Raw genomic sequence first — 24,047 nt, 5'->3', positions numbered from 1 at the left:
ATGATTCAGTCATGTCAATATAAGGAAAAACAATGAACGCAGCAATTTGTGTGCAAGAACTTAGTAAGCATTACAAAGATGTTCGAGCTGTAGATAATGTGAGTTTTGATGTACCTCAAGGGCATTGCTTTGGTTTGTTAGGGCCAAACGGGGCTGGTAAAACAACCACAATTGAGATCATGGAAGGGATTATCCCGGCTACATCAGGGCAAGTTCATTATCAAGGACAAGCAGTAGATCGTAATATATCTCAACAGATTGGTATTCAATTTCAACATACAGCGTTACAAGACTTTCTCACCGTGAAAGAAACACTTTCACTGTTTTCTTCGTTTTACAGTAAAACATTAAAACAAGAGCAATTGATTGAACTTTGTGACTTATCAGATTTTCTTAATCGTGATAATCGCTTGTTATCAGGTGGTCAAAGGCAGCGCTTATTATTAGCTCTTGCCTTAATAAACGATCCTAATATTGTCTTTTTAGATGAGCCGACAACGGGGTTAGATCCTCACGCGAGACGAAATTTTTGGCAGCTAATTAAAAATATTAAAGCGCAGAATAAAACCATTGTATTAACTACGCATTATATGGACGAAGCAGAGCAGTTATGTGATGACATCGTTATCATGGACAAAGGTAAAATAATAGAAACAGGCACGCCACATCAACTATTGAGTAAACATTTTCAAGAGGTTTTTATTTACTTACCAAAAGCACAAGTGGATGCAAGCCTTGCAATTGAACAGGGTTGGAATGTGTTAAGTGATCGCGTTGAAATAACAACGGCCAACGTTGAACAAACGCTAGCTTTGCTAATGCACCATAAAGTCGCTTTAGATGGTTTGCATGTTAAATCAGCTAATTTGGATGATTTATTTTTAAAGTTAACTGGCCACTCATTACAGGCGTAAGCTATTAAGGTATTTATATGAATTTTCATCGTTTTTTTGCCGTATTTAAAGCAAGAAATATTGAGTTTTTTCGAGATAAATCTTCCCTAGGTTGGAATTTGTTTTTTCCTGTTTTATTGTTATTTGGTATGTCGATGATATTTTCTGGCGATGGTCGTTCAGCTTATAAAGTTGGCGTGATTGGTTCAGACACCATTAAAGCAAACCAAGCGAATGTTGAGCAAAAGCAGGGCGCTGATGTTTTTTTATCAACAAGGTTTATTGACTTTGTTAACTATACTGAGCTTGAAGAAGCCAAGGGTAAGCTTAATCGTCATGCTCTTGATTTAATTGTTGATTACTCATTAAAAACTTACTGGGTTAATGAGCTTTCCTCGAAAAGTTACTTGGTAGAAAAAATATATTTAGCACAAGCGAGTGCTTTTGAACGTAAACAACTTTCAGGAAAAAGTATTCGCTACGTTGATTGGGTATTACCCGGCGTACTGGGTATGAACATGATGTTCAGCTGTTTATTTGGTGTAGGTTATGTCATTGTTCGTTATAGAAAAAATTCAGTATTAAAACGACTTAAGGCCACGCCTTTATCGGCCTTTGAGTTTGTTTCAGCCCAACTGATTTCGCGACTTTTTATTGTTATGTTTATGTCTGCGGTTGTTTATATAGGGTGTAACTTTTTCTTTGATTTTTATATGTTGGGTCGTTACGTTGATTTGATAATTGTTGGTGCGTTAGGTGCTTTTTGTCTTATTAGTTTAGGTCTTTTAGTTGCAAGTAGAAGTAAAAGCGAAGAGCTTATTGGTGGTTTACTAAATTTAACATCATGGCCTATGATGTTGCTATCAGGTGTTTGGTTTAGTTTAGAAGGAGCGCCTGAAGCACTTAAATTGGTCGCGCAATTTTTACCATTAACTCATATGGTCGCAGGGGCACGCATGATAATTACTGAAGGTGCGAGCTTGGCTGATGTCAGTTACCACATTAATGTAATGCTATTAATGAGTGCTATCTTTTTAGGGTTAGGTGCATACTTTTTTAGCTGGAACACAGAGCGTTGATTGAGCAGAAATCGACTTTTTATTGAAAATAAAATAGACTCGGTGCAAGTATTTTGCATATAGAGCAACATTAGGACATTCCAATGGCAGTAGTTATAAGTGGCACCGGGCTTTTTACCCCTCCTGAAAGTATTTCAAACGATGAATTGGTTCAATGTTTTAACCAATATGTTGATAAACATAATGAAGAAAATAGCCAAGCAATCGCAAATGGAGAAATAACAGCATTATCTCCTTCTGACAGTGCATTTATTGAAAAAGCGTCTGGCATTAAAAGTCGTTATGTCATGTCTAAAAAAGATATTCTCGATGTAAATATTATGTCACCACGTTTTGTGGAAAGGCCTAATGAAGCATTGTCGATGCAGGCAGAAATAGGGGTTGCTGCAGCAAAAGATGCCTTAAAGGCTGCGAATAAAACACCTGCTGATGTTGATTTGATCATTGTGGCATGTGCTTATACACAACGTTCTTACCCTGCAATGGCTATTGAAATTCAGCAAGTTTTAGGCTGTGGCGGTTGGGCTTTTGATATGTTAGTGGCCTGCTCAGCAGCGACATTTGGCATTATCAATGCTGCCAATGCTATTCGAAGCGGCACGGCTAAAACAGTGTTAGTGATTAACCCTGAAATTCTATCACCACAGATTAATTATAAAGACAGAGACAGTCATTTTATTTTTGGTGATGTCGCTACGGCAAGTGTTATTGAAGATGAATCAACCGCAACAGGTGAACATATATTCAAAATTATTGCTGAGCAGCCTATAACACAGTTCTCAAATAACATTCGAAGTAATATGGGATACACTAATGCATGTACACCAGAAACGCTTTTAGCCCCAGATAAATTCTTTATTCAACAAGGTCGTAAAGTGTTTAAAGAAGTACTGCCCATGGTCAGTCAACTGATCAGTGAGCAAATGACAAAAGTAAACTTGCAAGCAAGTGATATTAAGCGTTTGTATTTACATCAAGCAAATATCAACATGAATAACTTTATTGCTAAAAAAGTGTTAGAGCGAGAGCCTTCAGCAGCAGAAGCTCCTATTATTCTTGATGAGTATGCCAATACCAGTTCTGCTGGTTGTATTATTGCTTTACATAAAAACAAAGCTGACTTGGTGTCAGAAGATAAAGCCGTTTTATGTTCATTTGGGGCGGGTTATTCTGCCTGTTGTTTAATATTAGAGTACGTATAAGAGCGTGAGTATGGCTTTTAAATTCGTTTGAAGTGATGTAGGTTTATGACACAAACTAGCTTGTGGCAAAGTGGTGCGAACTCAAGTGATCATGCAGAGCTCTGCAATGGTCTCTATGAGCGAGAAATACGCGTTCTTTCACAAGCAAGTTTTCAAAATATTCAAGCGGTTCAAGGACGATTAAAAAGTTTAACTCATTATATTAACCGTGCTGCTTATTTGATGTTACAAGTTGAAAGCCCCTTACAACTAGATATTCAAAATGCTAGCTGGTCAACTAAGCAAAGTAACAGCCCACCTTATCAAGGGCAAAGTGTCGAAGATGTCATTCATTGGTATAAGGATTATGAGATTCCTTTAGGACTTGTAGTACCAGTACTCATTGATGGCCACTTAATTGTTGATTGTGTAGATCGTATTGATCGTGAACAGCAAAGAATAAGAACTAACACCGCTGGCTGGTTTAATTTAATGAAAGCTGATTCTTTAGAAGAGCAAATATATGGCTTAGCTAAAGAGCGTTTTTGTTTGTTTAAACCGACTAAAAAAATGATGTTAGCTGCATGTTCAGGTCACTGTTGGCATAATGGCACCAAGCAACGTCCTATCATGCCAAGTTTAAGAGAGTTATTACTATCTTGTAATATCAATTGGAAAAACTTTAAAAAGACACTTAGTTAGAGCATGTAGACCTTAAAATAAGGGACGATTCTAAATAAAAAGATTCTAATACTGTAAAAGTGCTCAACAAAAATTGCGCGAATAATTCGGTTAAAAGCTACTGAAATAGCTGGCTAAACTACGCAACGTTCGCCTTGATTAAAGGGATTTTATTTCTCAGCTGAATTATTAAACAAAGATAAACACGCCCTAATATTCAATAAAAATTTAGCAATAGTCTGTTTCGTATTAATCATACGGGGTCACTCGCAATTTATAACGGCATGAGTATAATAAGGCAATTAATTTAGCATTATTGTAAATGCTTTTCTGATTTAGGTAATTATGCGCGTATTTACAGCGATTTTGCTGGTTCTGTTAGCTTTATTGCAATATCGACTCTGGTTCGGTAAAAACAGTGTGCCTGACTATCTAGCGTTAAAAGAAGAAGTTGCCCGCCAACAAGAATCTAACGACAAGCTCAAACAGCGTAATAAGTTACTTTATGCTGACACCGATGACTTAAAGTTAGGGCTTGAAGCCATTGAAGAAAGGGCTCGTAATGAATTAGGTATGATAAAAGAAAATGAAACCTTTTTTCGCATCATCCCCAAAAATAACGTTAAAGGCTCGCAGTAATGGTTCAAAAACCTCATGAACACGGCTTTGTTGTTGTGGTTCCTGCCGCAGGTGTGGGCAAAAGAATGCAAGCCAATTGCCCTAAACAATATCTAACCATTCATGGGAAGCCTATTTTGGCACACACTGTTGATAGGTTACTTTCACACCCTAAAATTGAAAAAGTAATTCTTTCGCTGGGTAAAAATGATCAGTACTTTGCTGAATCAAACCTAGCTGAATACAGCAATATCATCAGAGTGGATGGTGGTAAAGAGCGGGTTGATTCCGTACTCAATGGGCTTCGTGCAATTGATGCTGATAAATACCCATGGGTTTTAGTGCACGATGCCGCTAGACCTTGTGTGCAATTAAGCGATATTGATAAATTAATCTCAAAATGCCTAGCACTCGATAGCGGTGGTCTATTAGCTTCACCGGTAAGAGATACCATGAAGCGTGGTGAAGTAACAAAAGAAAGCGTCAATTCGGTTTGTCATACTGTTCAACGAGAACAGCTTTGGCATGCACTTACACCGCAATTATATAAAACCCAACAATTGCTTGATTCGATAGAAAGTGCATTAGCTAAGCATATTGAAATAACCGACGAATCTTCAGCAATAGAACAAGCAGGTCTGAGTAGTTTATTGGTATCGTCAAGTCATGAAAATATTAAGATTACCCACCCCGATGATTTAGCACTTGCGGCGTTTATTTTAACAAAGCAGGGCGCTCAGCAGTTAAACACTAAACAATGTAAGGAATTACAATGAGAATAGGACATGGCTTTGATGTGCATAAATTTGGAGGGGAAGGTCCTCTCATGATTGCAGGTGTTGCGGTTCCTTTTACCCACGGGTTTATCGCTCATTCTGATGGCGATGTGGCAATACATGCATTATGCGATGCAATTTTAGGGGCGTTGGCCATGGGAGATATCGGTAATCACTTCCCTGATACTGATGATCAATATGAGAATATCTCAAGTCGCATCCTTTTAAGGCATGTCGTGTCTTTGATGACTCAGAAAAGCTATCAGATAGGTAATATTGATTTAACCATTGTAGCGCAAGCACCGAAAATAGCGCCTTTTCTACCTGAGATGAGATCATGCTTAGCGCAAGATTTACAGTGTGATATAGAGCAGGTCAATGTGAAAGCGACCACAACAGAAAAGTTAGGTTATACCGGCCGTAAAGAAGGGGTTGCAGTGCATAGTGTTGTTTTATTAAATCAGGTTAAAACAAGTTGAAACTGTTTAAGACAACATGAATAAGCTCAAATAGTTTTAACTGAACATTATAAATTGAATATTATAAATTGAACATTTTTATTGATTAATGATGTTCAAATTAACGCAAAATCAAGAGAGTAGTATGGCAACAGAACTGGCTTATTTACATGGTAAACCAGAATCAACAGGTTTACTTAGAAGTCAAATGAGTGACTTTAAAGTTTTTGAACAGTTACCTTTTTCTCCTTGTGGGGAAGGTGAGCACTTATATGTGCATATTCGTAAAACCGGAGCAAACACCATTTTTGTTGCTCGCGAGTTAGCAAAGTATTTTAAAGTAAAAGAACCGTTAGTGACTTATGCAGGGTTGAAAGATCGCTTTGCTGTTACAGAGCAATGGTTTGGTGTTCATGTGCCAGGAAAAGCTGAATACGATTTATCAGATTTAACGATTGAGGGCGTTGAAGTACTTTCATACAAACGTCACAATAAAAAATTAAGAACAGGCGCGTTAACGGGTAATCGATTTGAGTTAGTGTTAAGAGATGTGAGTGACATTAAAGCATTGTCGCAGCGCTGGGAAAGAATTATTGCTCAAGGTGTACCAAATTATTTTGGCGAACAGCGCTTTGGTATTGATGGTGGAAATATTGAACGAGCAGAAGCGTTATTTTCAGGGCAAAAAGTAAAAGATAAGAAAAAAAGAGGGATGTATTTATCTGCAGCGCGATCTCTTATTTTTAATGAAGTCATTAATTATCGTATTAAGGAACAACTGTTTAATACTATTCAGGTGGGCGATGTTGCCATGCTATCGGGTACTCAATCAGTTTTTTGCGTAGATGCTGTTGATGAACAGTTAACCAAACGTTTAACAGAGAATGATATTGATATAACGGCGCCAATGTGGGGGGCTGGTGAATTAATGACAACGAAGACACCGTTGCAGCTAGAACAGCATATTGCAGAGCAACACCAGTCGTTTGCTACAGGCTTACCAAAATTTGGCTTAAAACAAGAGCGTCGTCGTATTCGTCTAGCAATTACCGAAGCAGATATTAGTTTACAAGTTGATCAAACTAATTCAGAAAATGTTGTTACCGTTAGTTTTTCATTGCCAGCAGGCTGCTATGCAACAACGGTGTTACGTGAATTAATAAACTATCAAGATATGACTAAGCGAGAAAGAATTGAGCCTAACCAAGGTGAGCATAAATGAAAATACTATTAAGCAATGATGATGGTGTACATGCTTTAGGTATTAAAGTGCTCTATCAAGAATTAGAAAAGAGTTTTGATGTTTCTGTGGTTGCCCCTGATAGAAACTGTAGTGGTGCGAGTAACTCTTTAACCTTATTAAACCCTCTAAGAGCACAAAAGATAGAGAATGGTTTTATCTCAGTGAATGGTACCCCAACCGATTCAGTTCATTTAGGAATCAGTCAACTTGTCGTTGATGCAGATCTTGTTGTTGCTGGGATTAATAAGGGCGCAAATTTAGGCGATGATACGCTATATTCAGGTACTGTCGCTGCTGCGACGGAAGGTCGTCATATGGGGATGCCAGCGGTTGCTGTCTCACTTGTTGGGCCGCATGAAAAGCATTATCAAACAGCCGCTGTTGTCGCAGCGAAGGTGATTCAGCGATTAAAAACCCACCCTTTGCCAGCTGATCAAATATTAAATATAAATGTACCAGATATTCCATTATCAGCGCTTAAAGGTATTAAGGTGACACGATTAGGACATCGTCATAAAGCGGAAAGCATGCAAAAAATGCAAGATCCTTGGCAAAGAGACATCTTTTGGTATGGGCTGCTAGGGGAAGAGCTAGACGGCGGAGAAGGGACTGATTTTCATGCGGTAGCTAATAATTATGCTTCAGTGACACCATTGACGGTTGATATGACAGCACATCGAAGTATTGAACCAATGAAGCAATGGTTAAGTGAGCTAGATTTATGATTTCAAGTCGCGTAAGCGGAAAATCGAAACGTAGTGGCGAATTACTCGCACAAAAACTTCAACAAGAAGGGATTAATAACCCTGAGGTGTTAAAGGCGATAGCTCAATCTCCTCGCCATATATTTGTGCCTGAAATTTTAGCGCACAAAGCTTATGACAACACCGCACTGCCCATAGGTCAGGGGCAAACCATTTCTCAGCCGTATATTGTGGCAAAAATGTCTGAGTTGCTATTAGCTAATGGTCGACCGAGTAGTATTTTAGAAATAGGCACAGGATCTGGTTATCAAACCTCTATATTAGCGCAATTAACTGATAAAGTGTTTTCAGTTGAACGGATAAAGTCTTTGCAATGGCAAGCAAAACGTTGTTTGCGAGCAATGGACTTACACAATGTGTCAATGAAGCATGGTGATGGTTGGTTAGGTTGGGCAAGTAAAGCGCCTTTTGATGCCATTATAGTAACAGCAGCGCCTACACAAGTTCCGCAAGCGCTGTTAGATCAATTAACTGATGGTGGTCGATTAGTGATCCCCGTTGGAGAACAAACGCAAATACTTAAAATTATCACGCGAGAAGGTGATAATTACAATGAACAACAAGTAGAAGCGGTCAGGTTTGTACCTCTAGTCCCTGGAGATTTGTTGTAGTGAAAATATTTTCTGCGTTATATGTTTGGACACTGAAGTGGGCTAAACATAAATTTGCTCCTGCTATTTTAGCAATAATTACCTTTGCTGAATCAGTGTTTTTCCCTATTCCTCCAGATGTGCTATTAGCGCCTATGGTATTGGCAAAGCCAAAACGTGCTTGGCATTTGGCGACAATAACGACGGTGTCATCAATTGTAGGTGGTGTTGTCGGTTATTTTTTAGGGTACTGGATGTTTGAACCTTGGATCCAGCCTCTTATCACTGAGTTCGGTTATCAAGAGAAGTTTGATATTGCTATGGACTGGTTTGCAACTTGGGGTGTTTGGGTTGTATTTATTGCGGGTTTTTCGCCTATCCCTTATAAATTGTTTACTGTTAGTGCTGGCTTTTTACATATGGCATTTCTCCCGTTTTTATTGGCGTCAGCAATAGGTCGTGGCATGCGATTCTTTTTAGTGGCTGGCTTAATAAAATGGGGTGGTCCAGCCATGGAGAGAAAGCTGCGTCAGTGGGTGGATGTGCTTGGTTGGGGCTTAGTAGCCGTTATTATCTTTGCTTATCTGGCTTTGAGGTAAACTTGCTCTCATTGTGGGTAAGTATTCTCTTTGTGTGAATAAGGATTTATTCGTGAAAGTTGTCAAATTAACATAATTCGAAAAGGACAAGTGTAGTATTGATGAAATATTGTCTTGTTATATTTTGTTACATCATTATTTTTTTGGGGTTGTTTGGCTGTTCAAGTAGAAACACCCCAGCTCCTGTAGTGGGTATTAGTAGTAGTGTACCACTAAAAGATCGTGTAAAAAATACAATCCAAGGTACTGAATATACCGTAAAAAAAGGCGAGACACTCTATTCTATCTCTTGGCGAGCCAATACCGATGTTCGACATATAGCAAAACTGAATAACATTTCACCTCCTTATCGTATTTTTCCTGGTCAAAAAATATTATTAACATCAAAAAAAGATAATAAATCCTCACAAGCTAGTCGTAGCAAGACTTTGACTAAAAATTCGACTAAAAGCACTACTCCTACCAGTAAAAATAGCAGTAAAAAGGTACTTGCATCGTCTAAAAAGCAGGCGTATGGTAAAAATGTAAGGGCTCAAAAAGTCTCAAAAAAAGTAGTAAAACCTTCCGTAAAATTTTCTCAGAAAGTGAAGCGGTGGCAATGGCCAGTAAAAGGTAAAGTTATTGAGTATTTTTCGAATCAAATACAAGGTAATAAAGGGTTAAACATTGCAGGTCGACGGGGCACAAAAATTAAAGCCGCTGCAGATGGTAAGGTTGTTTATGCAGGTAACGCATTAAGAGGTTACGGCAAACTCATTATTGTAAAGCACAATGATGATTACTTAAGCGCTTATGCTCATAATGACCAAATATTGGTAAAAGAGCAGCAACAAGTAAAATCTGGTGATGTGATTGCTAAGATGGGGAGTACTGATGCAGATCAAGTCATGCTCCATTTTGAAATAAGATTTCGAGGCAAATCAGTTAACCCATTAAAATATTTACCAAAAAAATAAAACTTTAAACACAACTAAAAAAATAATTAAGGGTCGGAGTTATCGTGAATATTTAAGTATTAAATGTAAGCTTTGCTATTGATGGGAGATATGCATGGTCAAATTAAAAGAAGAAAAAAACGTTGAAGCTGAAGAATCAACAGAAAAATCTAAAGAAGAAGTATCGTCTAACCTAGATGCCACTCAAATTTATTTAAGCGAAATTGGTTTTTCGCCACTACTATCAGCAGAAGAAGAGGTTTATTTCTCTCGTTTGTCACTAAAAGGCGACGAACCCTCTAGAAAACGTATGATTGAAAGCAATTTACGTTTAGTTGTTAAAATTGCCAGACGATATAACAATCGCGGGTTACCATTACTCGATTTAATTGAAGAAGGTAATTTAGGCTTAATAAGAGCCGTTGAAAAATTTGACCCAGAAAGAGGCTTTCGCTTCTCTACTTACGCAACGTGGTGGATACGTCAAACTATTGAACGCGCTATCATGAATCAAACACGTACCATTCGTTTACCCATCCATGTCGTAAAAGAACTTAATATTTATTTGCGTGCATCACGTGAGCTAGTTCAAAAGTTAGATCACGAACCTACCGCCGAAGATATTGCTTTTCACCTTGATAAACCTGTTGGTGATGTAAATAAAATGCTTCGATTAAACGAACGTATTGCTTCGGTTGATACTCCTTTTGCTGGCGACTCAGATAAAGCATTACTTGATGTTATTGCAGATGAGAAAAGCTCAGGACCAGAAGGCGATTTACAATCTGAGGATATGAGCAATAACATTATTCATTGGCTTAATGAGTTAAACTCTAAACAGCGTGAAGTATTAGCAAGACGTTTCGGTTTAATGGGCTATGAAGCCGCAACATTAGAAGATGTAGGTAGTGAAATTGGCCTAACACGCGAACGTGTTCGTCAAATTCAGGTTGAAGCATTGAAACGCTTACGCGATATATTAAGTCAGCAAGGCCTTTCTATTGAAGCTATTTTCCAACAGTAGAACTCTTAACTAAAACTTAAAAGCTATTAACCTAAGGTTAATAGCTTTTTTAATTTACTCAATTTGGCTTTTTAATTGGTAGAGAAAATCTAATGCTTGGCGTGGTGACAAGTCATTAATATCAACATTTTTTATGGTCTCAATCACAGGATGTTCTTCATTAATTAAAGAAAGCTGTGCTGATTGTTCACTTTGCTGTGGTAATACTGTTGCAACCTGTTGATTTTCAAGTTCAGATAATCGTTGTTTAGCCCGTTGAATGACTGATTTAGGAACACCTGCAAGCTGAGCTACTTGTAATCCAAAACTTTTACTCGCAGCACCTTCTTGTATTGTGTGCATAAAGATAATGTTATCGTCATGTTCTACAGCATCTAAATGGACATTCGCTAAGGTTTCAATTTGATCAGCCAACAAGGTTAACTCAAAATAATGACTAGCAAAAAGCGTGAAGGCCTTCGTTTTTAGGGCAAGCAATTCAGCGCATGCCCACGCGAGCGACAGACCATCATAGGTACTTGTGCCTCGACCAATCTCATCAAGTAACACTAAACTTTTATTGGTTGCATTGTGTAAAATATTAGCTGTTTCGGTCATTTCAACCATAAACGTTGAGCGCCCGCTGGCTAAATCATCTGAAGCACCTATTCGAGTGAATATTCTATCAACTAAGCCAATTTTTGCTTGCTCTGCAGGTACAAAACAACCAATATGTGCAAGTAAAACAATTAAGGCTGTTTGGCGCATATAAGTTGATTTACCCCCCATATTAGGACCGGTAATAATTAGCATTTTACGCTGTTCTGTTAATAAAACAGGGTTAGCAATAAACGCTTCTTGTGTCATTTGTTCTACTACAGGGTGTCGACCACCAGAAATATTAATGCCAGCTTCTTGTACGAGTGTTGGTTTTACATAGTTTAAGGTCAGTGCCCTTTCTGCAAAAGTATTTAGTACATCTAGCTCTGCTAACGCTTGTCCAAGCTGTTGTAATGATGAAAGCTCAGGTAATATTTTCTCAAATAATGCTTGATATAATGTTTTTTCTAACGCTAAAAACTTACTTTGGGCACTGAGTACTTTATGCTCATGTTGCTTTAATTCTTCAGTGATAAAGCGCTCATTATTTTTCAATGTTTGACGTCTTATATAGTCAGTAGGTACTTCTTGAGCTGCGCTTCGACTAATTTCAATAAAGAAACCATGAACTTTGTTATAACCGACTTTGAGCGAGCTAATGCCAGTTCTTTGTTTTTCTTTCTCTTCAAGCTGCTCTAAAAATTCAGTAGCGCCTTGACTTAAATCTCTTAACTGATCTAATTCTTCATGATAACCCGGAGCGATTACACCACCGTCACGAATGAGAACAGGTGGGTTTTCAACAATGGCAACTTCAAGTAGTTGCTGAATTGAAGGTATTGGCAAGCAATATTGAGCAAGCTCCTTGAGGTATTCTTGTTGATTGCAAAGCACCATTTGTAGTTCAGGCAATAATTGTAATGCATTGCGTAAACGGGCGAAATCACGAGGTCTAGCTGATTGAAGTGCTATACGTGAAATAATTCGTTCTATATCACCAATCCCTTTTAAAATAGGGTGAATTTGACTGATAAGATCTTCGTTAATGAGTGCACTAACGGTATTTTGTCTACTCGAGAGTACATTAAGATCTCGTAAAGGAAAATGTAACCAACGCTTTAATAAACGAGAACCCATTGGTGTTGCTGACTTATCAAGAATATCTGCTAAGGTATTTGTGGTATCACCTTGAAGGTTTTGTGTCAGCTCTAAGTTGCGTCTGGTTGCTGCATCAAGGACAACACCGTTTTGTGAAGACTCACATACTATCGCTCTTATGTGAGGAAGAGCACTACGTTGAGTATCTTTAACATAGGCAAGAAGACATCCTGCTGCTGCAATACCTAAAGGATAGGCTGTTACACCAAACCCATTTAACTCTTTAGTATTAAATTGTTTATTCAACAAGCTTATTGCGGTGTCTAAATCAAATTCCCATTCAGGACGTCTGCGCAAGCCTTTTTGCTGACTGATTAATTCTGGAGAGGAGAATGACTCACTATAAAGTAACTCTGCAGGAGAAAGTCGTTGAAGTTCTGCTAAAAGTTGTTCATTGGTATCAGGCTCATTAATAACAAAACGACCACTGGTCATATCTAAATAGGCTAAACCATAACGCGATATTTTCTTGACTTGATCTGTTGTTTCAAACAAAGCTACGATTAAATTATCTTTTCTATCGGTTAGTAATGCTTCATCGCTAACCGTACCCGGAGTAATAACACGAACGACTTTTCGCTCAACGGGACCTTTACTTGTTGCAGGATCACCAATTTGTTCACATATAGCGACAGACTCGCCAAGATTTACTAATTTAGCGAGGTAGTTTTCAGCTGCATGGTATGGTACTCCGGCCATAGGAATTGCATTACCGCCAGTTTTGCCTCGAGCGGTAAGCGATATATCCAGTAAATCAGCCGCCTTTTTTGCATCGTCAAAGAAAAGCTCATAAAAATCACCCATTCGATAAAATATCAAAATGTCAGGGAACTCTGCTTTTATAGTCAAATATTGACGCATCATCGGGGTGTGGTTAGATAAATCTTGGTTTTTACTAGTCATTAACTTTATTTAGTTTTAGTTGTTTTTGCATGTATAAATAGGCTGTTAATTATGCCATAAGCATGGCAATGATTACTTATCTTTTTATCAATATATTTCACTTGCACAAAGCAGATGCCCTGCATATATTTAATTAGGTAATAAATGTTTAATTTGTTGGATATTATTTGAAAGAACCAAGAGAAAATTCTAATAATGTAAGGAAAAGGAAGCCTAACTCAACCAAGCGTGTTGTTATATTAACCAGCGTAATTATTTTGTTGCTATTAATATGGCAAGCTTTGTCCGCGAATAAAATTCACCAAAGTTATCAAGCCTCATTAATGGACTCTGTTACCGAGCATGTGATTTCAGATTATCAAGAATATTTTTCTCAATTACGTTTAGAGCTTGATTTATTTCAGCAAAAACAACTTAATATAATTCAGTTACTGCAAAAGCAAGGAAGTACTGCGAGTCAAGAAACCTACATGCAATTATTAAAGACATTGCAAGGTGATATAGATAACACTCGGTTATTCGCTTTAATTAACCAAAATGGACAAGGTAGCTTAGCCCATATCACAGGTAATTTCTTAACAGATTGTGAAGAAGAGATTAAAACGACGTTGGCATCGGGCGTTCAAGAGAGTTTATTTCTTCACCGAAGTAATAACAGTGTGCATTTCGATATTTTACAACCGTTATCGACGACCAGTAAAAGCAATGAATACTTATTTGTTGCTTTCAATCCAAATACACTTATTGACATTTTGAATCAATATCAGCTACCTCACCAACAACTTTTCTTAATGAGAACTGACCAAAAAGGTCATATAGAATTGACAACAGAAGCAGGTAACGAAAAGTATGAAGAAATGCTAGTCGATAATGAAGAGTATGAATCGTTTAGTTATATAAAATCTATCCCAAATACGCGTTGGCAGCTAGGTATTCGTTTAGACCCTCAATACAATATTGATTTACGAAATAAGGCATTTATTCAAGCAATTATTATTTGGTTTGTACTTACGGTATTTGTTTATGTTTTTTATCGTCAACAAAAAAAAGGTATTTTGCGCCATCAAATTATTAAACAAGAGCTAGCTTTTGCTGATAACCATGATCAGTTAACAGGCCTAGCAAATAGAAATAATTTTGAACAGCAACTCACAGATTATATAAAAAGTCGTGATGTAACCTTTAACAATGAAACCGGTGTAGTACTCAAAATTGATTTAGATAAATTTCAAGTAATTAATAATAGTATGGGGTTTACTATTGGCGATAAATTTCTCCATCGTATATCACTTTCTTTACAAGATAATTTACCTAAAGGTGGAGTGTTAAGCCGTTTAGGGAATGACGAGTTTGCGATGCTATTGCCAGATCTTGCATTTCAAAATGCAGAAGCTTTTGCCAATAAAATAAGATGTTTATTGAAAAAAATCCAATTAAAAGAAAATACAAAAAGCAATAATATTACGGCAAGTGTTGGTGTTGTAGCTATTGATAATAGTATTTTTGACGTACAACAGGTGCTTTCGTCATTAGGGCAAGCAATAAGTTTAGCTAAAGAGAAGGGAAGAGATCGCGTTCAAGTGTATCAAAGTAATGATAAGCAATTATTAAAACACGCAAAAGAAATGGAGATTGTTCATGAGCTTGTTGATGCACTAAAAGAAAAACGATTAATGCTTCATCGTCAAGAGATTAGAGCAACGGCTGTTGGTCAACCTAAACATTATGAAGTCTTGGTGAGAATGAAAAGTAAAGAAGGAGAAACTATTCCACCTGTTGAGTTTATACCTGCGGCTGAAAAGTATGGAATGATAGTACAGCTTGACTACTGGGTTATTGAACAAACACTCAAATGTATTATGAAAGAAGATTCAGACAATCATTATAGCATTAACTTGTCAGGTATAACGTTAGCAAATAAAGAACTATATCAATATGTTAAAAATCTATTTGAACAATACCAAGTTAACCCTGCACTTGTATCATTCGAAATAACTGAAACTTCAGCAATAAGTCACTTAGATTCAGCCTTATACTTTATTAACCACATGATTGCATTTGGATGTAACTTTGCTTTAGATGATTTTGGTAGCGGTTTATCATCATTCAGTTATTTACAACAATTGCCAATCGAAACGATTAAAATAGATGGTGCCTTTGTAAGGGATATGGATGTGAATAGTATTAATCGGACATTTGTTGAAAATATTAAGCGAATTGCCGTTGCAATGAATAAACAAGTGGTTGCTGAATTTGTTGAGAATGAAGAAATTGAAACTATGTTAAATAATATTGGCGTAGAATATATTCAAGGTTACCATATACATAAACCTGAACTATGGTATGAGCATCAAGAATAATACAGGCTTAAACCACACATAATTCACAATAAAAAGAGTACTGTATAATATACTGTTAATTCAAAGTACTTATTGATATAAAAATTCCACTTCAAAAATTACTGTTTTTAATCAGCTAGTTATCTTCAAGTTTTCGTTGAGCAAAGAAAATATAAAAAAACACTTGATACTGTACAGCTATACAGTATACTTAACTCATTAAAACGAATTACCTTCTCTTCATGGAGCTAAAATGAAAGACGATAAAGAAAAAGCACTCTCAGCAGCCTTAAGTCAAATTGAACGTCAATTTGGTAAAGGGTCAATAATGAAACTTGGCGATAACAACACGATGGATGTTGAAACTATTTCAACAGGTTCGTTAAGTTTAGATATAGCGCTTGGTGCTGGTGGCTTACCTTTAGGTCGTGTTGTTGAAATTTATGGCCCAGAATCTAGTGGTAAAACTACATTAACACTTGAAGTTATTGCACAAGCGCAAAGAGAAGGCAAAGTATGTGCATTCGTTGATGCTGAGCACGCATTAGATCCAATTTATGCCGAAAAACTGGGTGTAAATATTAATGAGTTATTAGTATCTCAACCTGATACAGGCGAACAAGCACTTGAGATATGTGACATGTTAACAAGATCAGGTGCTATTGATGTTATTGTTGTGGATTCGGTTGCCGCATTAACACCTAAAGCAGAAATTGAAGGCGATATGGGTGATTCTCATATGGGTCTTCAAGCACGTATGTTATCCCAAGCAATGCGTAAGCTTACCGCTAACTTGAAAAAGTCAAATACCATGCTAATTTTCATCAACCAAATTCGTATGAAAATTGGTGTTATGTTTGGTAACCCAGAAACAACCACCGGTGGTAATGCATTAAAATTCTATGCGTCAGTTCGTCTAGATATCAGAAGAATTGGTGCTGTAAAAAATGGTGACGAAATCGTTGGTAATGAAACCCGAGTTAAAGTGGTTAAAAATAAAATAGCTCCGCCATTTAAACAAGCTGAATTCCAAATTTTATATGGTGAAGGCATTAATAGTTTAGGTGAATTAGTAGAACTTGGTGTTAAAAATAACTTAGTTGAGAAAGCAGGTGCTTGGTATAGCTGTAATGGCGAACGTATAGGCCAAGGTAAGGCGAATGCAACTAAATATTTGGAAGAGCACCCAGAAATGGCTAAAGACTTAGATACAAAGTTAAGAGATTTATTTTTAAGTAAAGTAGTGCCCGTTGAGAGTGAAGAAGCAGTAGCTGAAGAGTAGCGCTTAATCAAGGTAGTTTAAATATCAATAAACAAGCGCAGTGCTAGACGTAGTACTGCGTTTTTTTATGTCTGTTGTATTATAAATACCAATAGGAACCCTAAAATATCTATTTTACCTAGCGCGTGTAGACCTTTATTGATATTTTCAGCAATAAGCTACTTTTATCATAAAGTGTAAAAGGACTTTAATTATGAGATTGATAACATCCTAGAATAAAAGGGCTTCGTCAAAAATTTTAACCTACTAATATCATTTTCGTCAATATACAGTAGAACATGTAAGTTGTTATTTGAAGTCGGGTAAAAAAGGCTAACGTACCCTGTATCAGTGAAACAGATACATGGTCAAAAAAATGTTGATGTCACATCATTATCAGCAAACTCACTATTTTAATGACAAAATTGTAAATATGAATGTAACGTTTAAAAATTTATAATATATTGGGTAAAAGTCGCTTATAGCCAGTTTTGGTTTATAAGCCCTACAACAAAAAGAAGGTTCTCTATTTAAAGTGAAACAGAGAACAAATTGGAGGTATTAATAATACACAAAGCTCTAACTAATAAAGTCTTCAAAAAACCAAGCTGCAAACTCATGTCTTCCTTCAACGCTTGCTTTACTATAAATGGTAGATGCTTGTTGTCTTACTGTTTTTTCTTTTGTATTCCTAACAGCACTCACTTCTTTAAAGCTAAGACCTTTTAATAGCAGCATTGCTATTTCCTGTTCACTTGATGTCAGAGACCAACGTTCAAATTGTGTGTGAATAACACCACTATATTCATGTCTAGCATTTTTCATTTCGTCAGAGATATTTTTTAATTTATCATCTGAAATGTTTAATTCTTTTTTTAAGCCGATAATATTTGATGTTCGTGCTTTCATATCTTTAATCAGGAATATTGCTCCTATAGCTGAAACGAAAACAATCAAACTTTCAGAGAATATATGCCAAGCAGGAACTCCCAGTGATATATCGGTAAGTACATCAAAAAAATTCAAAAACATTATAATCAATAAAATTGACGCTATTACACCATCTCTCATCAAATTCCTCTCTTATTACTTACTTAACAATCACTTATTCAAACAATAGACATATGTACCATACATCATAAAAAGACAAATACAGATAGAATTCGTCTTATGTCCAATGAATTATCATTCAAAAATAGTCACAATGGTTTCATCAACCTTATTTATCCCTGGTTTAACCATATGGTGTTATTTTTTATGAAAAAAATATCTAGTTACTTTAATTACCAATATACACTTTTGTGCCTTTCAATGATTGCTTTATTTCAAACATCTATAGCACTTGCTTTCGATAAAATAGAAAATATACCGTTATCAGCTCTTGGAGGTTTTGAAACTAATTTTACCACTATTAAAAAGGTTAACTTGATTGAAGGACAAAAGCTTATTGGTGAAGTTAACAGCAGAACAGGTGAAAATTACTCAGTAAGCTTCCCATTTGATGTGCAACGTATTCGTTATCATGTAAAAAATGGTAGCCAAATCAATAAAGGGGATACTGTCGCTACAGTTGAAGGCTATGATGTTCATCATTTTATTGATGAATATATGTCAGCTCAACAACTATTAGAAGCTTCAGAAAATCATTTTCAAACTAATAAGTTATATTTTGAAAACAAAACAATTAAAAGCTCTCAATGGGTAGAAATAACTAAGCAATATTTTGAAAGCAAATTGAACTTTGAACATATTCAACACCAAATGTCTTTTTTGAATATTGACAAAAATGAAGAAATCACCCTCATTAGTCCAGAAGCAGGAATAATAAAAATAACAGACTTGTCAAATAACAGACATGAAGGAGAGCTTGCCTTTGACGTTATAGATCCTGAAGCTATCCAAGTAAAAGTTTTACTGCCAATACTTAATACTTCATCATTATCTCATTTAGAGGTATCTCCTCAATGCCAATTAAATATTGAAAGCTTAGAAAATATTGCGGATAAATATCATCAGACATTGTGGGCTTCCCCAAGTAAAACCTCAGCATGCGATTTAACGCTTGGTCAAGTTATTACCCTAATACCTATACAAGACTTCAAGGGTTACAAAGTAAAAAAATCTGCTGTTTTTGAATTTGAAGAGAATAATTATATCGCTATAGAGTCAGGAAACGAACTTGATATTATCAGCATAAACTTGTTTGGATCAAAAGAAGGCGAATATTTCTTCACTACAAATAGTGATATTGAAAATAGAAGAGGTTTAACAACTTCGGTCAGTATATTACAAGGTTATTTGCTTAACTTAGGGGATGAATAATGTTGAATTTACTGATCAAGTTCTCACTTACCCAGCGTTTGTTTGTCTGTGTATTTATCGTGATGGCTATGATTGCAGGTGCAAAAGCATGGATGGATATACCAATTGATGCTTTCCCAGAGATATCTCCTACTCAAGTAAAAATAGTACTTAAACTACCAGGAATGAATGCCGTTGAAATTGAATCTCAGGTAACACGTGTAATAGAAACCGAATTACTTGGTATCCCTTCACAAGAAATGCTTCGTTCAACAACAAAATATTCTATAACGGATATCACCATTGATTTTAAAGATGGTACAGATATTTACTGGGCAAGACAGCAAGTTAATGAACGCTTGATGAATATACTTCCCTCCCTACCAGAAAACATTAGTGGTGGTATAGCTCCGATGAGTACGCCACTAAGTGAAGTGTTTATGTTTACTGTCGATAACCCCATGCTGTCGCTTACCGAAAAAAGAGAGTTACTTGACTGGCATATCCGTCCATTACTTAGAACGGTAGCTGGCGTTGCGGATGTAAACAGCTTAGGGGGCTTTGTTAAGACCTATGAAATAGTGCCCAACATTTTACTGATGCAACAATATAATATTTCCTTTAAAGATATTGAAAGTACAATTTCATTATTGAATCAAAACGGTGGCATTGGTCGGCTTATAAAAGGAAATGATGCTTTAATTTTAAGGACTGAAGGCAAGTTTGAAGATATAAATTCGTTAAAAGAAACTGTCATACAAATAATAGGTAATAAAGTTATTCGCCTCAGCGATATTGCAACCATTAATGAGGGCGCTTTAACTCGTTATGGAGCTGTTACAAAAGATGGTGAAGAAGCTACTCAAGGCTTAATTATTGCCCTAAAAAACAGTAATACTGCCCAAGTTATTGAAGAAGTAAAAAATAAATTAAAGGAAATTGAAACCTCTTTACCACAAGGCACAAAAATTAATGTGTTCTATGACAGATCTAACTTAATAAATACGGCAATAACTACTATTACTAGTGCATTAGGTCAGGCTGTAATACTTGTAATCATTCTACTCGCTATTTTCCTAGGAGACGTACGGTCATCCTTAGTTGTTTCTCTTTCACTACCTATGGCGGCTCTAGTTACTTTTATTCTAATGAAGCAATTTGAATTATCCGCAAATTTAATGAGTTTAGGTGGATTGGTTATTGCTATCGGAATGCTAGTAGATTCTTCTGTAGTTATTGTAGAAAATATAGTGAACAGGCTTTTAGATAATAAACACTTACCTCGATTGCATGTGATTTTCAGAGCTTGTAAAGAGGTCGCAACACCTGTTTTTTCAGGGACTATAATCATAATAATTGTTTTTTCTCCTCTATTAATGTTGTCGGGTTTAGAAGGGAAATTATTTAAACCTGTGGCTCTTACCATCGTTTTTGCCATGTTAAGTGCATTACTCTTGTCGCTCACAATTATCCCTATACTGGCTTCACTACTATTAAAAAATGAACCTGTGTCGCAGCCTAAACTTGTCACTGTATTACAAGGCTTTTATGTAAAAACACTATCTACAGTGATAAACAAACCAATAGCCATGACAGTGTTATCTATATGTGTGTTCATCTTTAGCCTCTTACTTTTTCAGGGGCTAGGAAAAAGTTTTATGCCAATACTCGATGAAGGCGATATTATTGTACAACTTGAAAAATCCCCCAGTATTTCTTTAGCTGCCTCTATAAATATTGATGAACAAGTAGAAGAAGTACTGTTAGAAAATACCCCGGAAATAGTTCAAATCGTTGCTAGAACGGGTTCTGATGAATTGGGCTTAGATCCTATGGGACTAAATGAAACCGATGTTTTTATGGAGCTAGCACCTAAAGATCAATGGCGGTTTGAGACTAAGGCACAACTTATTGAAGATATTAGATCAACACTTAAGCGCTACCCTGGTATGAATGTAGGTTTTACCCAACCTATTCAAATGCGTGTTTCTGAAATGTTAACGGGAGGAACAGGAGATATTTCAATTAAGGTTTTTGGCAACGATATGCATCAACTTTCAGCTTTAGCTAAAAAAATCTCGGAAATATCAAAAGGAATTAAGGGGGCTTCAGACGTACAAATGGCAATAATTGAAGGGGGGAAATATGTAAACATAAAACTAATTCCTGAAGTGGCAAGTCAATTTAACTTATCGACACAAGCGCTAAGCGAGTATCTAAAATCTCAACTTGAGGGCTTACAAGTTTCATCGTTACTTGAAGAAAACCGTATAATTCCAATAGTATTTAATGGGTCAAGAGATAAGGTTACAAATCAAAGCAAATTATCATCTATTCAGGCAGTTAAACAGCAATTAATATTAATGCCTGACAATTCATTGTTACCTCTAGAACAAATCGCAGTGATTAGTTTTAAAACAGGTCCTTTACTTATCGAAAGAGAAAAAGGAAATCGATTTGCATCGGTAAGTGTTAACATTACAAACCGAGACGTAGTTAGTTATGTAAATGAATTAGAGACAAAAATAGCTAATAGGATCCAACTCCCCACGGGTTATACTTTGTCTTTTGGTGGTGAGTTTGAAAGCCAACAGCGTGCAACGAACAACTTATTATTATTAATACCACTGGCACTTATATTAATATTTATTATTTTATTTACCACATTTAATTCCTTTTCAAAATCAGCACTTATTATTGCCAACATTCCTTTTGCATTGATGGGTGGTATTATTTCACTCTACATCAGTCAGGAATACCTATCTGTTCCAGCCTCGATTGGTTTTATCGCATTACTTGGAGTAGCGGTATTAAATGGCATCGTAATGGTGAGCTACTTTGAACAAACAAAACTCTTTTCAAAAAATTTAACAAAACGGGTCATTGATGGAGCCAACCGTAGGCTTAGGCCCGTTTTAATGACAGCCACAACAGCCATGTTTGGGTTAATGCCTCTTGCATTTGCAACAGGCCCTGGCGCTGAAATTCAAAAGCCGTTGGCTATAGTGGTCATTGGCGGACTAATAACATCAACAATTACAACTCTTTACCTTTTGCCTATCTGTTACTGTTGGTTGGAGAAAAAAAATGCATAATAATGTTATATTCACGTTAAATGTACCCACAGGACTAAAAGATGAAGTCGTGGATAAACTAATTGGTTTACCAAATATTACAGGCTTTAATTTAAAAACCATACATGGCTATAGTAAAGAACATAGTATGTTTGATATTTCTGAACAAGTTGAAGGATACAGAGCCTACTTTCAATTTGAGATACTGATCGCTTCATTAGACGTTGAAAAATTAAAAGAAAGCTTAAAACCAGTCTGTCAAAGTGCCAAATTAAAATACTGGCTTACACCCGTTATAGACAGTGGGCACTTTGAATAGTGCCTCCCCCTATTGTAAGTACAATTCTCAAAGTTTGACGTCATAAATACCACTTGTTGTTCAAGTGGGCTAAACGTTGTGTCTTTCATAAAACTTGTAAACGTTTGGTTGTACGCTTTATAAGTTGCTGGAGCTTCAGCTAAGATTTTATGCAGGTTTGGGATCATCCCAAAGCCAGCTAAAGATTGTTCCATTAATGGTTTTGATTCTTTTGGAGCCGTATCTGGCTCATAATATGTAAACATAGTTGATTGTCTCTACTTTAAATATTGATTTAGTACACGCTCGAAAGTTTCCATTTCTTGTGCACCAGATAAGGCTTGTTCACCATTAAAAATAAATAATGGTACGCTATGAATTCCTCTTTGTTGCCAGTGGTCTTCGATTAACTTTACTTCTTCACTATATGTATTGTTTGCTAAGATATACATCGCTTGGTCAGCGTTTAATCCTACTTTTTCTGCAACGGTTACGAGTTCACTTCCGGTGAATTCGCCTTTATTGCTAAAGAAATGTTCAAAAAGTGCTTCTGCTAATTGGTTTTGCAAGTTACTTTCTTTGGCCCAGTGAAGTAGTTGATGACATTGATGTGTATTAAGCATTTTCATTTCATCAAAGTAGTTAAATCTGAACCCGACTTTTTTGCCTTCTTCGGTCAGCATAGCTCTTGCTCTGATACTACCCCCTAACGTAGTCCCGTACTTTTTCGATAAATGCTGTCTTAGGTTTTCACCTTCTTTGGGCATACTTGGGTTAAGTTCGAAGGGGTGCCAGATAATACTAACGTCGAATTTAGTGTCAAAATTGGCTAATGTCGCTTTTAAGCGACCATAGCCAATTACACACCAAGGACAAACCACATCAGAAATGATATCAATGTTAATTTGTGTCTTTGACATCATTATTTCTTTTCAACGATAATTGCAGTGATAGTTGTGTCACCAACATTTTTAACATGATGTTCCCATTGTTCATGCCACATCACGTAGCCATCTGGGATCTCCAACGTCATGTCTTTATCACTTGTTGTTATCGTCGCCTTACCACCTTTTTCGAAGTAAACCGTTTCAGTATTGTGTTTATGCCAGTTGTCCTGCTCACCCGGTTTAAGCGTCATCTTCAGTACTATAACTTCATTATTCTCAAGTAGAAGTTCATATTGATTTGGAGATGCGATATGTGCGGATTCGACTTTCGTGTCTGCTGCAAGCGCATTTCCAAACAATAGGGCTGAAATAACACTTGCCAATAAAACCTTTTTCATCGTAACTC

At 36.4% G+C, this 24,047-nt stretch carries 22 protein-coding genes; 18 read left to right on the top strand and 4 right to left on the bottom strand.

The window, feature by feature from the left end; translation table 11 throughout:
* The first annotated feature begins 32 nt into the window (after positions 1-32).
* From D1094_RS00700 to rpoS, 13 genes are all read left to right on the top strand, one after another.
* Complete coding sequence (locus tag D1094_RS00700; protein WP_118958166.1) at positions 33-914, top strand: ABC transporter ATP-binding protein; 882 nt, start codon at positions 33-35, stop codon at positions 912-914.
* Between the two features lie 17 nt (positions 915-931).
* On the top strand, positions 932-1,972 hold the full coding sequence (locus D1094_RS00695; RefSeq protein WP_118958165.1) for an ABC transporter permease: 1,041 nt from the start codon (positions 932-934) through the stop codon (positions 1,970-1,972).
* Between the two features lie 83 nt (positions 1,973-2,055).
* Entirely contained in the window at positions 2,056-3,174 is a 1,119-nt protein-coding gene (locus D1094_RS00690; protein ID WP_118958164.1) for a beta-ketoacyl-ACP synthase III, read from the top strand.
* A gap of 45 nt (positions 3,175-3,219) precedes the next feature.
* Positions 3,220-3,855, top strand: a complete 636-nt coding sequence (locus D1094_RS00685; RefSeq protein WP_118958163.1) for a hypothetical protein — start codon at positions 3,220-3,222, stop codon at positions 3,853-3,855.
* A 324-nt stretch (positions 3,856-4,179) separates the two neighbouring features.
* Positions 4,180-4,473, top strand: coding sequence for a cell division protein FtsB (ftsB, locus tag D1094_RS00680; protein ID WP_118958162.1), 294 nt, complete (start codon positions 4,180-4,182; stop codon positions 4,471-4,473).
* Complete coding sequence (gene ispD / locus D1094_RS00675) at positions 4,473-5,228, top strand: 2-C-methyl-D-erythritol 4-phosphate cytidylyltransferase (RefSeq protein WP_118958161.1); 756 nt, start codon at positions 4,473-4,475, stop codon at positions 5,226-5,228. The genes ftsB and ispD overlap by 1 nt, the downstream gene beginning before the upstream one ends.
* Positions 5,225-5,707, top strand: coding sequence for a 2-C-methyl-D-erythritol 2,4-cyclodiphosphate synthase (gene ispF, locus D1094_RS00670; protein ID WP_118958160.1), 483 nt, complete (start codon positions 5,225-5,227; stop codon positions 5,705-5,707). Before ispD ends, ispF begins: the two co-directional genes overlap by 4 nt.
* 124 nt (positions 5,708-5,831) lie before the next feature.
* The gene (gene truD, locus D1094_RS00665; RefSeq protein ID WP_118958159.1) at positions 5,832-6,908 is read left to right on the top strand and encodes a tRNA pseudouridine(13) synthase TruD; all 1,077 of its coding nucleotides are present in this window, start codon (positions 5,832-5,834) and stop codon (positions 6,906-6,908) included.
* Entirely contained in the window at positions 6,905-7,654 is a 750-nt protein-coding gene (surE, locus tag D1094_RS00660; protein WP_118958158.1) for a 5'/3'-nucleotidase SurE, read from the top strand. The genes truD and surE overlap by 4 nt, the downstream gene beginning before the upstream one ends.
* Positions 7,651-8,304, top strand: a complete 654-nt coding sequence (locus tag D1094_RS00655) for a protein-L-isoaspartate(D-aspartate) O-methyltransferase (protein ID WP_118958157.1) — start codon at positions 7,651-7,653, stop codon at positions 8,302-8,304. The genes surE and D1094_RS00655 overlap by 4 nt, the downstream gene beginning before the upstream one ends.
* The gene (locus D1094_RS00650) at positions 8,304-8,882 is read left to right on the top strand and encodes a YqaA family protein (RefSeq protein WP_118958156.1); all 579 of its coding nucleotides are present in this window, start codon (positions 8,304-8,306) and stop codon (positions 8,880-8,882) included. The genes D1094_RS00655 and D1094_RS00650 overlap by 1 nt, the downstream gene beginning before the upstream one ends.
* Before the next feature lie 98 nt (positions 8,883-8,980).
* A complete protein-coding gene (locus D1094_RS00645) occupies positions 8,981-9,838 on the top strand; it encodes a peptidoglycan DD-metalloendopeptidase family protein (RefSeq protein WP_404851431.1) in 858 nt (285 codons plus the stop codon).
* A gap of 94 nt (positions 9,839-9,932) precedes the next feature.
* A complete protein-coding gene (gene rpoS, locus D1094_RS00640; protein ID WP_118958154.1) occupies positions 9,933-10,841 on the top strand; it encodes an RNA polymerase sigma factor RpoS in 909 nt (302 codons plus the stop codon).
* A gap of 54 nt (positions 10,842-10,895) precedes the next feature.
* On the opposite strand, the gene mutS is transcribed toward rpoS, so the two are convergent.
* Positions 10,896-13,481 carry a DNA mismatch repair protein MutS gene (gene mutS / locus D1094_RS00635; RefSeq protein ID WP_118958153.1) on the bottom strand — a complete coding sequence of 862 codons (2,586 nt, stop codon included), beginning with the start codon at positions 13,479-13,481 and terminating at the stop codon, positions 10,896-10,898.
* Positions 13,482-13,648: 167 nt separating this feature from the next.
* Between mutS and D1094_RS00630 the strand changes: the two genes are divergently transcribed.
* Complete coding sequence (locus D1094_RS00630) at positions 13,649-15,841, top strand: bifunctional diguanylate cyclase/phosphodiesterase (RefSeq protein WP_118958152.1); 2,193 nt, start codon at positions 13,649-13,651, stop codon at positions 15,839-15,841.
* A gap of 232 nt (positions 15,842-16,073) precedes the next feature.
* Positions 16,074-17,102, top strand: coding sequence for a recombinase RecA (gene recA, locus D1094_RS00625; RefSeq protein ID WP_118958151.1), 1,029 nt, complete (start codon positions 16,074-16,076; stop codon positions 17,100-17,102).
* 558 nt (positions 17,103-17,660) lie between these two features.
* On the opposite strand, the gene D1094_RS00620 is transcribed toward recA, so the two are convergent.
* Positions 17,661-18,152, bottom strand: coding sequence for a LuxR C-terminal-related transcriptional regulator (locus D1094_RS00620; RefSeq protein WP_118958150.1), 492 nt, complete (start codon positions 18,150-18,152; stop codon positions 17,661-17,663).
* Positions 18,153-18,338: 186 nt separating this feature from the next.
* Here D1094_RS00620 and D1094_RS00615 point away from each other — a divergent pair, with 186 nt between their 5' ends.
* The 3 genes from D1094_RS00615 to D1094_RS00605 are packed head-to-tail and all read left to right on the top strand — an operon-like array spanning position 18,339 to position 22,775.
* Entirely contained in the window at positions 18,339-19,403 is a 1,065-nt protein-coding gene (locus D1094_RS00615) for a hypothetical protein (RefSeq protein ID WP_118958149.1), read from the top strand.
* Positions 19,403-22,477: an efflux RND transporter permease subunit gene (locus D1094_RS00610; RefSeq protein ID WP_118958148.1), complete on the top strand. Its 3,075-nt coding sequence runs from the start codon at positions 19,403-19,405 to the stop codon at positions 22,475-22,477. The genes D1094_RS00615 and D1094_RS00610 overlap by 1 nt, the downstream gene beginning before the upstream one ends.
* The gene (locus D1094_RS00605) at positions 22,470-22,775 is read left to right on the top strand and encodes a DUF3240 family protein (RefSeq protein WP_118958147.1); all 306 of its coding nucleotides are present in this window, start codon (positions 22,470-22,472) and stop codon (positions 22,773-22,775) included. The genes D1094_RS00610 and D1094_RS00605 overlap by 8 nt, the downstream gene beginning before the upstream one ends.
* Positions 22,776-23,032: 257 nt before the next feature.
* Here D1094_RS00605 and D1094_RS00595 read toward each other — a convergent pair whose 3' ends face one another.
* Positions 23,033-23,674, bottom strand: a complete 642-nt coding sequence (locus D1094_RS00595; RefSeq protein WP_118958146.1) for a DsbA family oxidoreductase — start codon at positions 23,672-23,674, stop codon at positions 23,033-23,035.
* 2 nt (positions 23,675-23,676) lie between these two features.
* The gene (locus D1094_RS00590; RefSeq protein WP_118958145.1) at positions 23,677-24,039 is read right to left on the bottom strand and encodes a cupin domain-containing protein; all 363 of its coding nucleotides are present in this window, start codon (positions 24,037-24,039) and stop codon (positions 23,677-23,679) included.
* Between the last annotated feature and the right edge of the window lie 8 nt (positions 24,040-24,047).

This window comes from Colwellia sp. RSH04 (genome assembly GCF_003545765.1).
Lineage (GTDB): Bacteria > Pseudomonadota > Gammaproteobacteria > Enterobacterales > Alteromonadaceae > Colwellia.
Note: the sequence above shows the minus strand (reverse complement) of the source record. Positions and strands in the feature narration are given on the sequence as shown.

Coding starts and splice junctions, on each gene's coding strand:
- D1094_RS00695 (WP_118958165.1), top strand. CDS start 932: ATGAATTTTCATCGTTTTTTTGCCGTATTTAAAGCAAGAAATATTGAG.
- D1094_RS00620 (WP_118958150.1), bottom strand. CDS start 18,152: ATGAGAGATGGTGTAATAGCGTCAATTTTATTGATTATAATGTTTTTG.
- D1094_RS00700 (WP_118958166.1), top strand. CDS start 33: ATGAACGCAGCAATTTGTGTGCAAGAACTTAGTAAGCATTACAAAGAT.
- D1094_RS00590 (WP_118958145.1), bottom strand. CDS start 24,039: ATGAAAAAGGTTTTATTGGCAAGTGTTATTTCAGCCCTATTGTTTGGA.
- D1094_RS00595 (WP_118958146.1), bottom strand. CDS start 23,674: ATGTCAAAGACACAAATTAACATTGATATCATTTCTGATGTGGTTTGT.
- recA (WP_118958151.1), top strand. CDS start 16,074: ATGAAAGACGATAAAGAAAAAGCACTCTCAGCAGCCTTAAGTCAAATT.
- mutS (WP_118958153.1), bottom strand. CDS start 13,481: ATGACTAGTAAAAACCAAGATTTATCTAACCACACCCCGATGATGCGT.
- D1094_RS00655 (WP_118958157.1), top strand. CDS start 7,651: ATGATTTCAAGTCGCGTAAGCGGAAAATCGAAACGTAGTGGCGAATTA.
- D1094_RS00615 (WP_118958149.1), top strand. CDS start 18,339: ATGAAAAAAATATCTAGTTACTTTAATTACCAATATACACTTTTGTGC.
- ftsB (WP_118958162.1), top strand. CDS start 4,180: ATGCGCGTATTTACAGCGATTTTGCTGGTTCTGTTAGCTTTATTGCAA.
- rpoS (WP_118958154.1), top strand. CDS start 9,933: ATGGTCAAATTAAAAGAAGAAAAAAACGTTGAAGCTGAAGAATCAACA.
- D1094_RS00605 (WP_118958147.1), top strand. CDS start 22,470: ATGCATAATAATGTTATATTCACGTTAAATGTACCCACAGGACTAAAA.
- truD (WP_118958159.1), top strand. CDS start 5,832: ATGGCAACAGAACTGGCTTATTTACATGGTAAACCAGAATCAACAGGT.
- ispD (WP_118958161.1), top strand. CDS start 4,473: ATGGTTCAAAAACCTCATGAACACGGCTTTGTTGTTGTGGTTCCTGCC.
- D1094_RS00610 (WP_118958148.1), top strand. CDS start 19,403: ATGTTGAATTTACTGATCAAGTTCTCACTTACCCAGCGTTTGTTTGTC.
- surE (WP_118958158.1), top strand. CDS start 6,905: ATGAAAATACTATTAAGCAATGATGATGGTGTACATGCTTTAGGTATT.
- ispF (WP_118958160.1), top strand. CDS start 5,225: ATGAGAATAGGACATGGCTTTGATGTGCATAAATTTGGAGGGGAAGGT.
- D1094_RS00685 (WP_118958163.1), top strand. CDS start 3,220: ATGACACAAACTAGCTTGTGGCAAAGTGGTGCGAACTCAAGTGATCAT.
- D1094_RS00690 (WP_118958164.1), top strand. CDS start 2,056: ATGGCAGTAGTTATAAGTGGCACCGGGCTTTTTACCCCTCCTGAAAGT.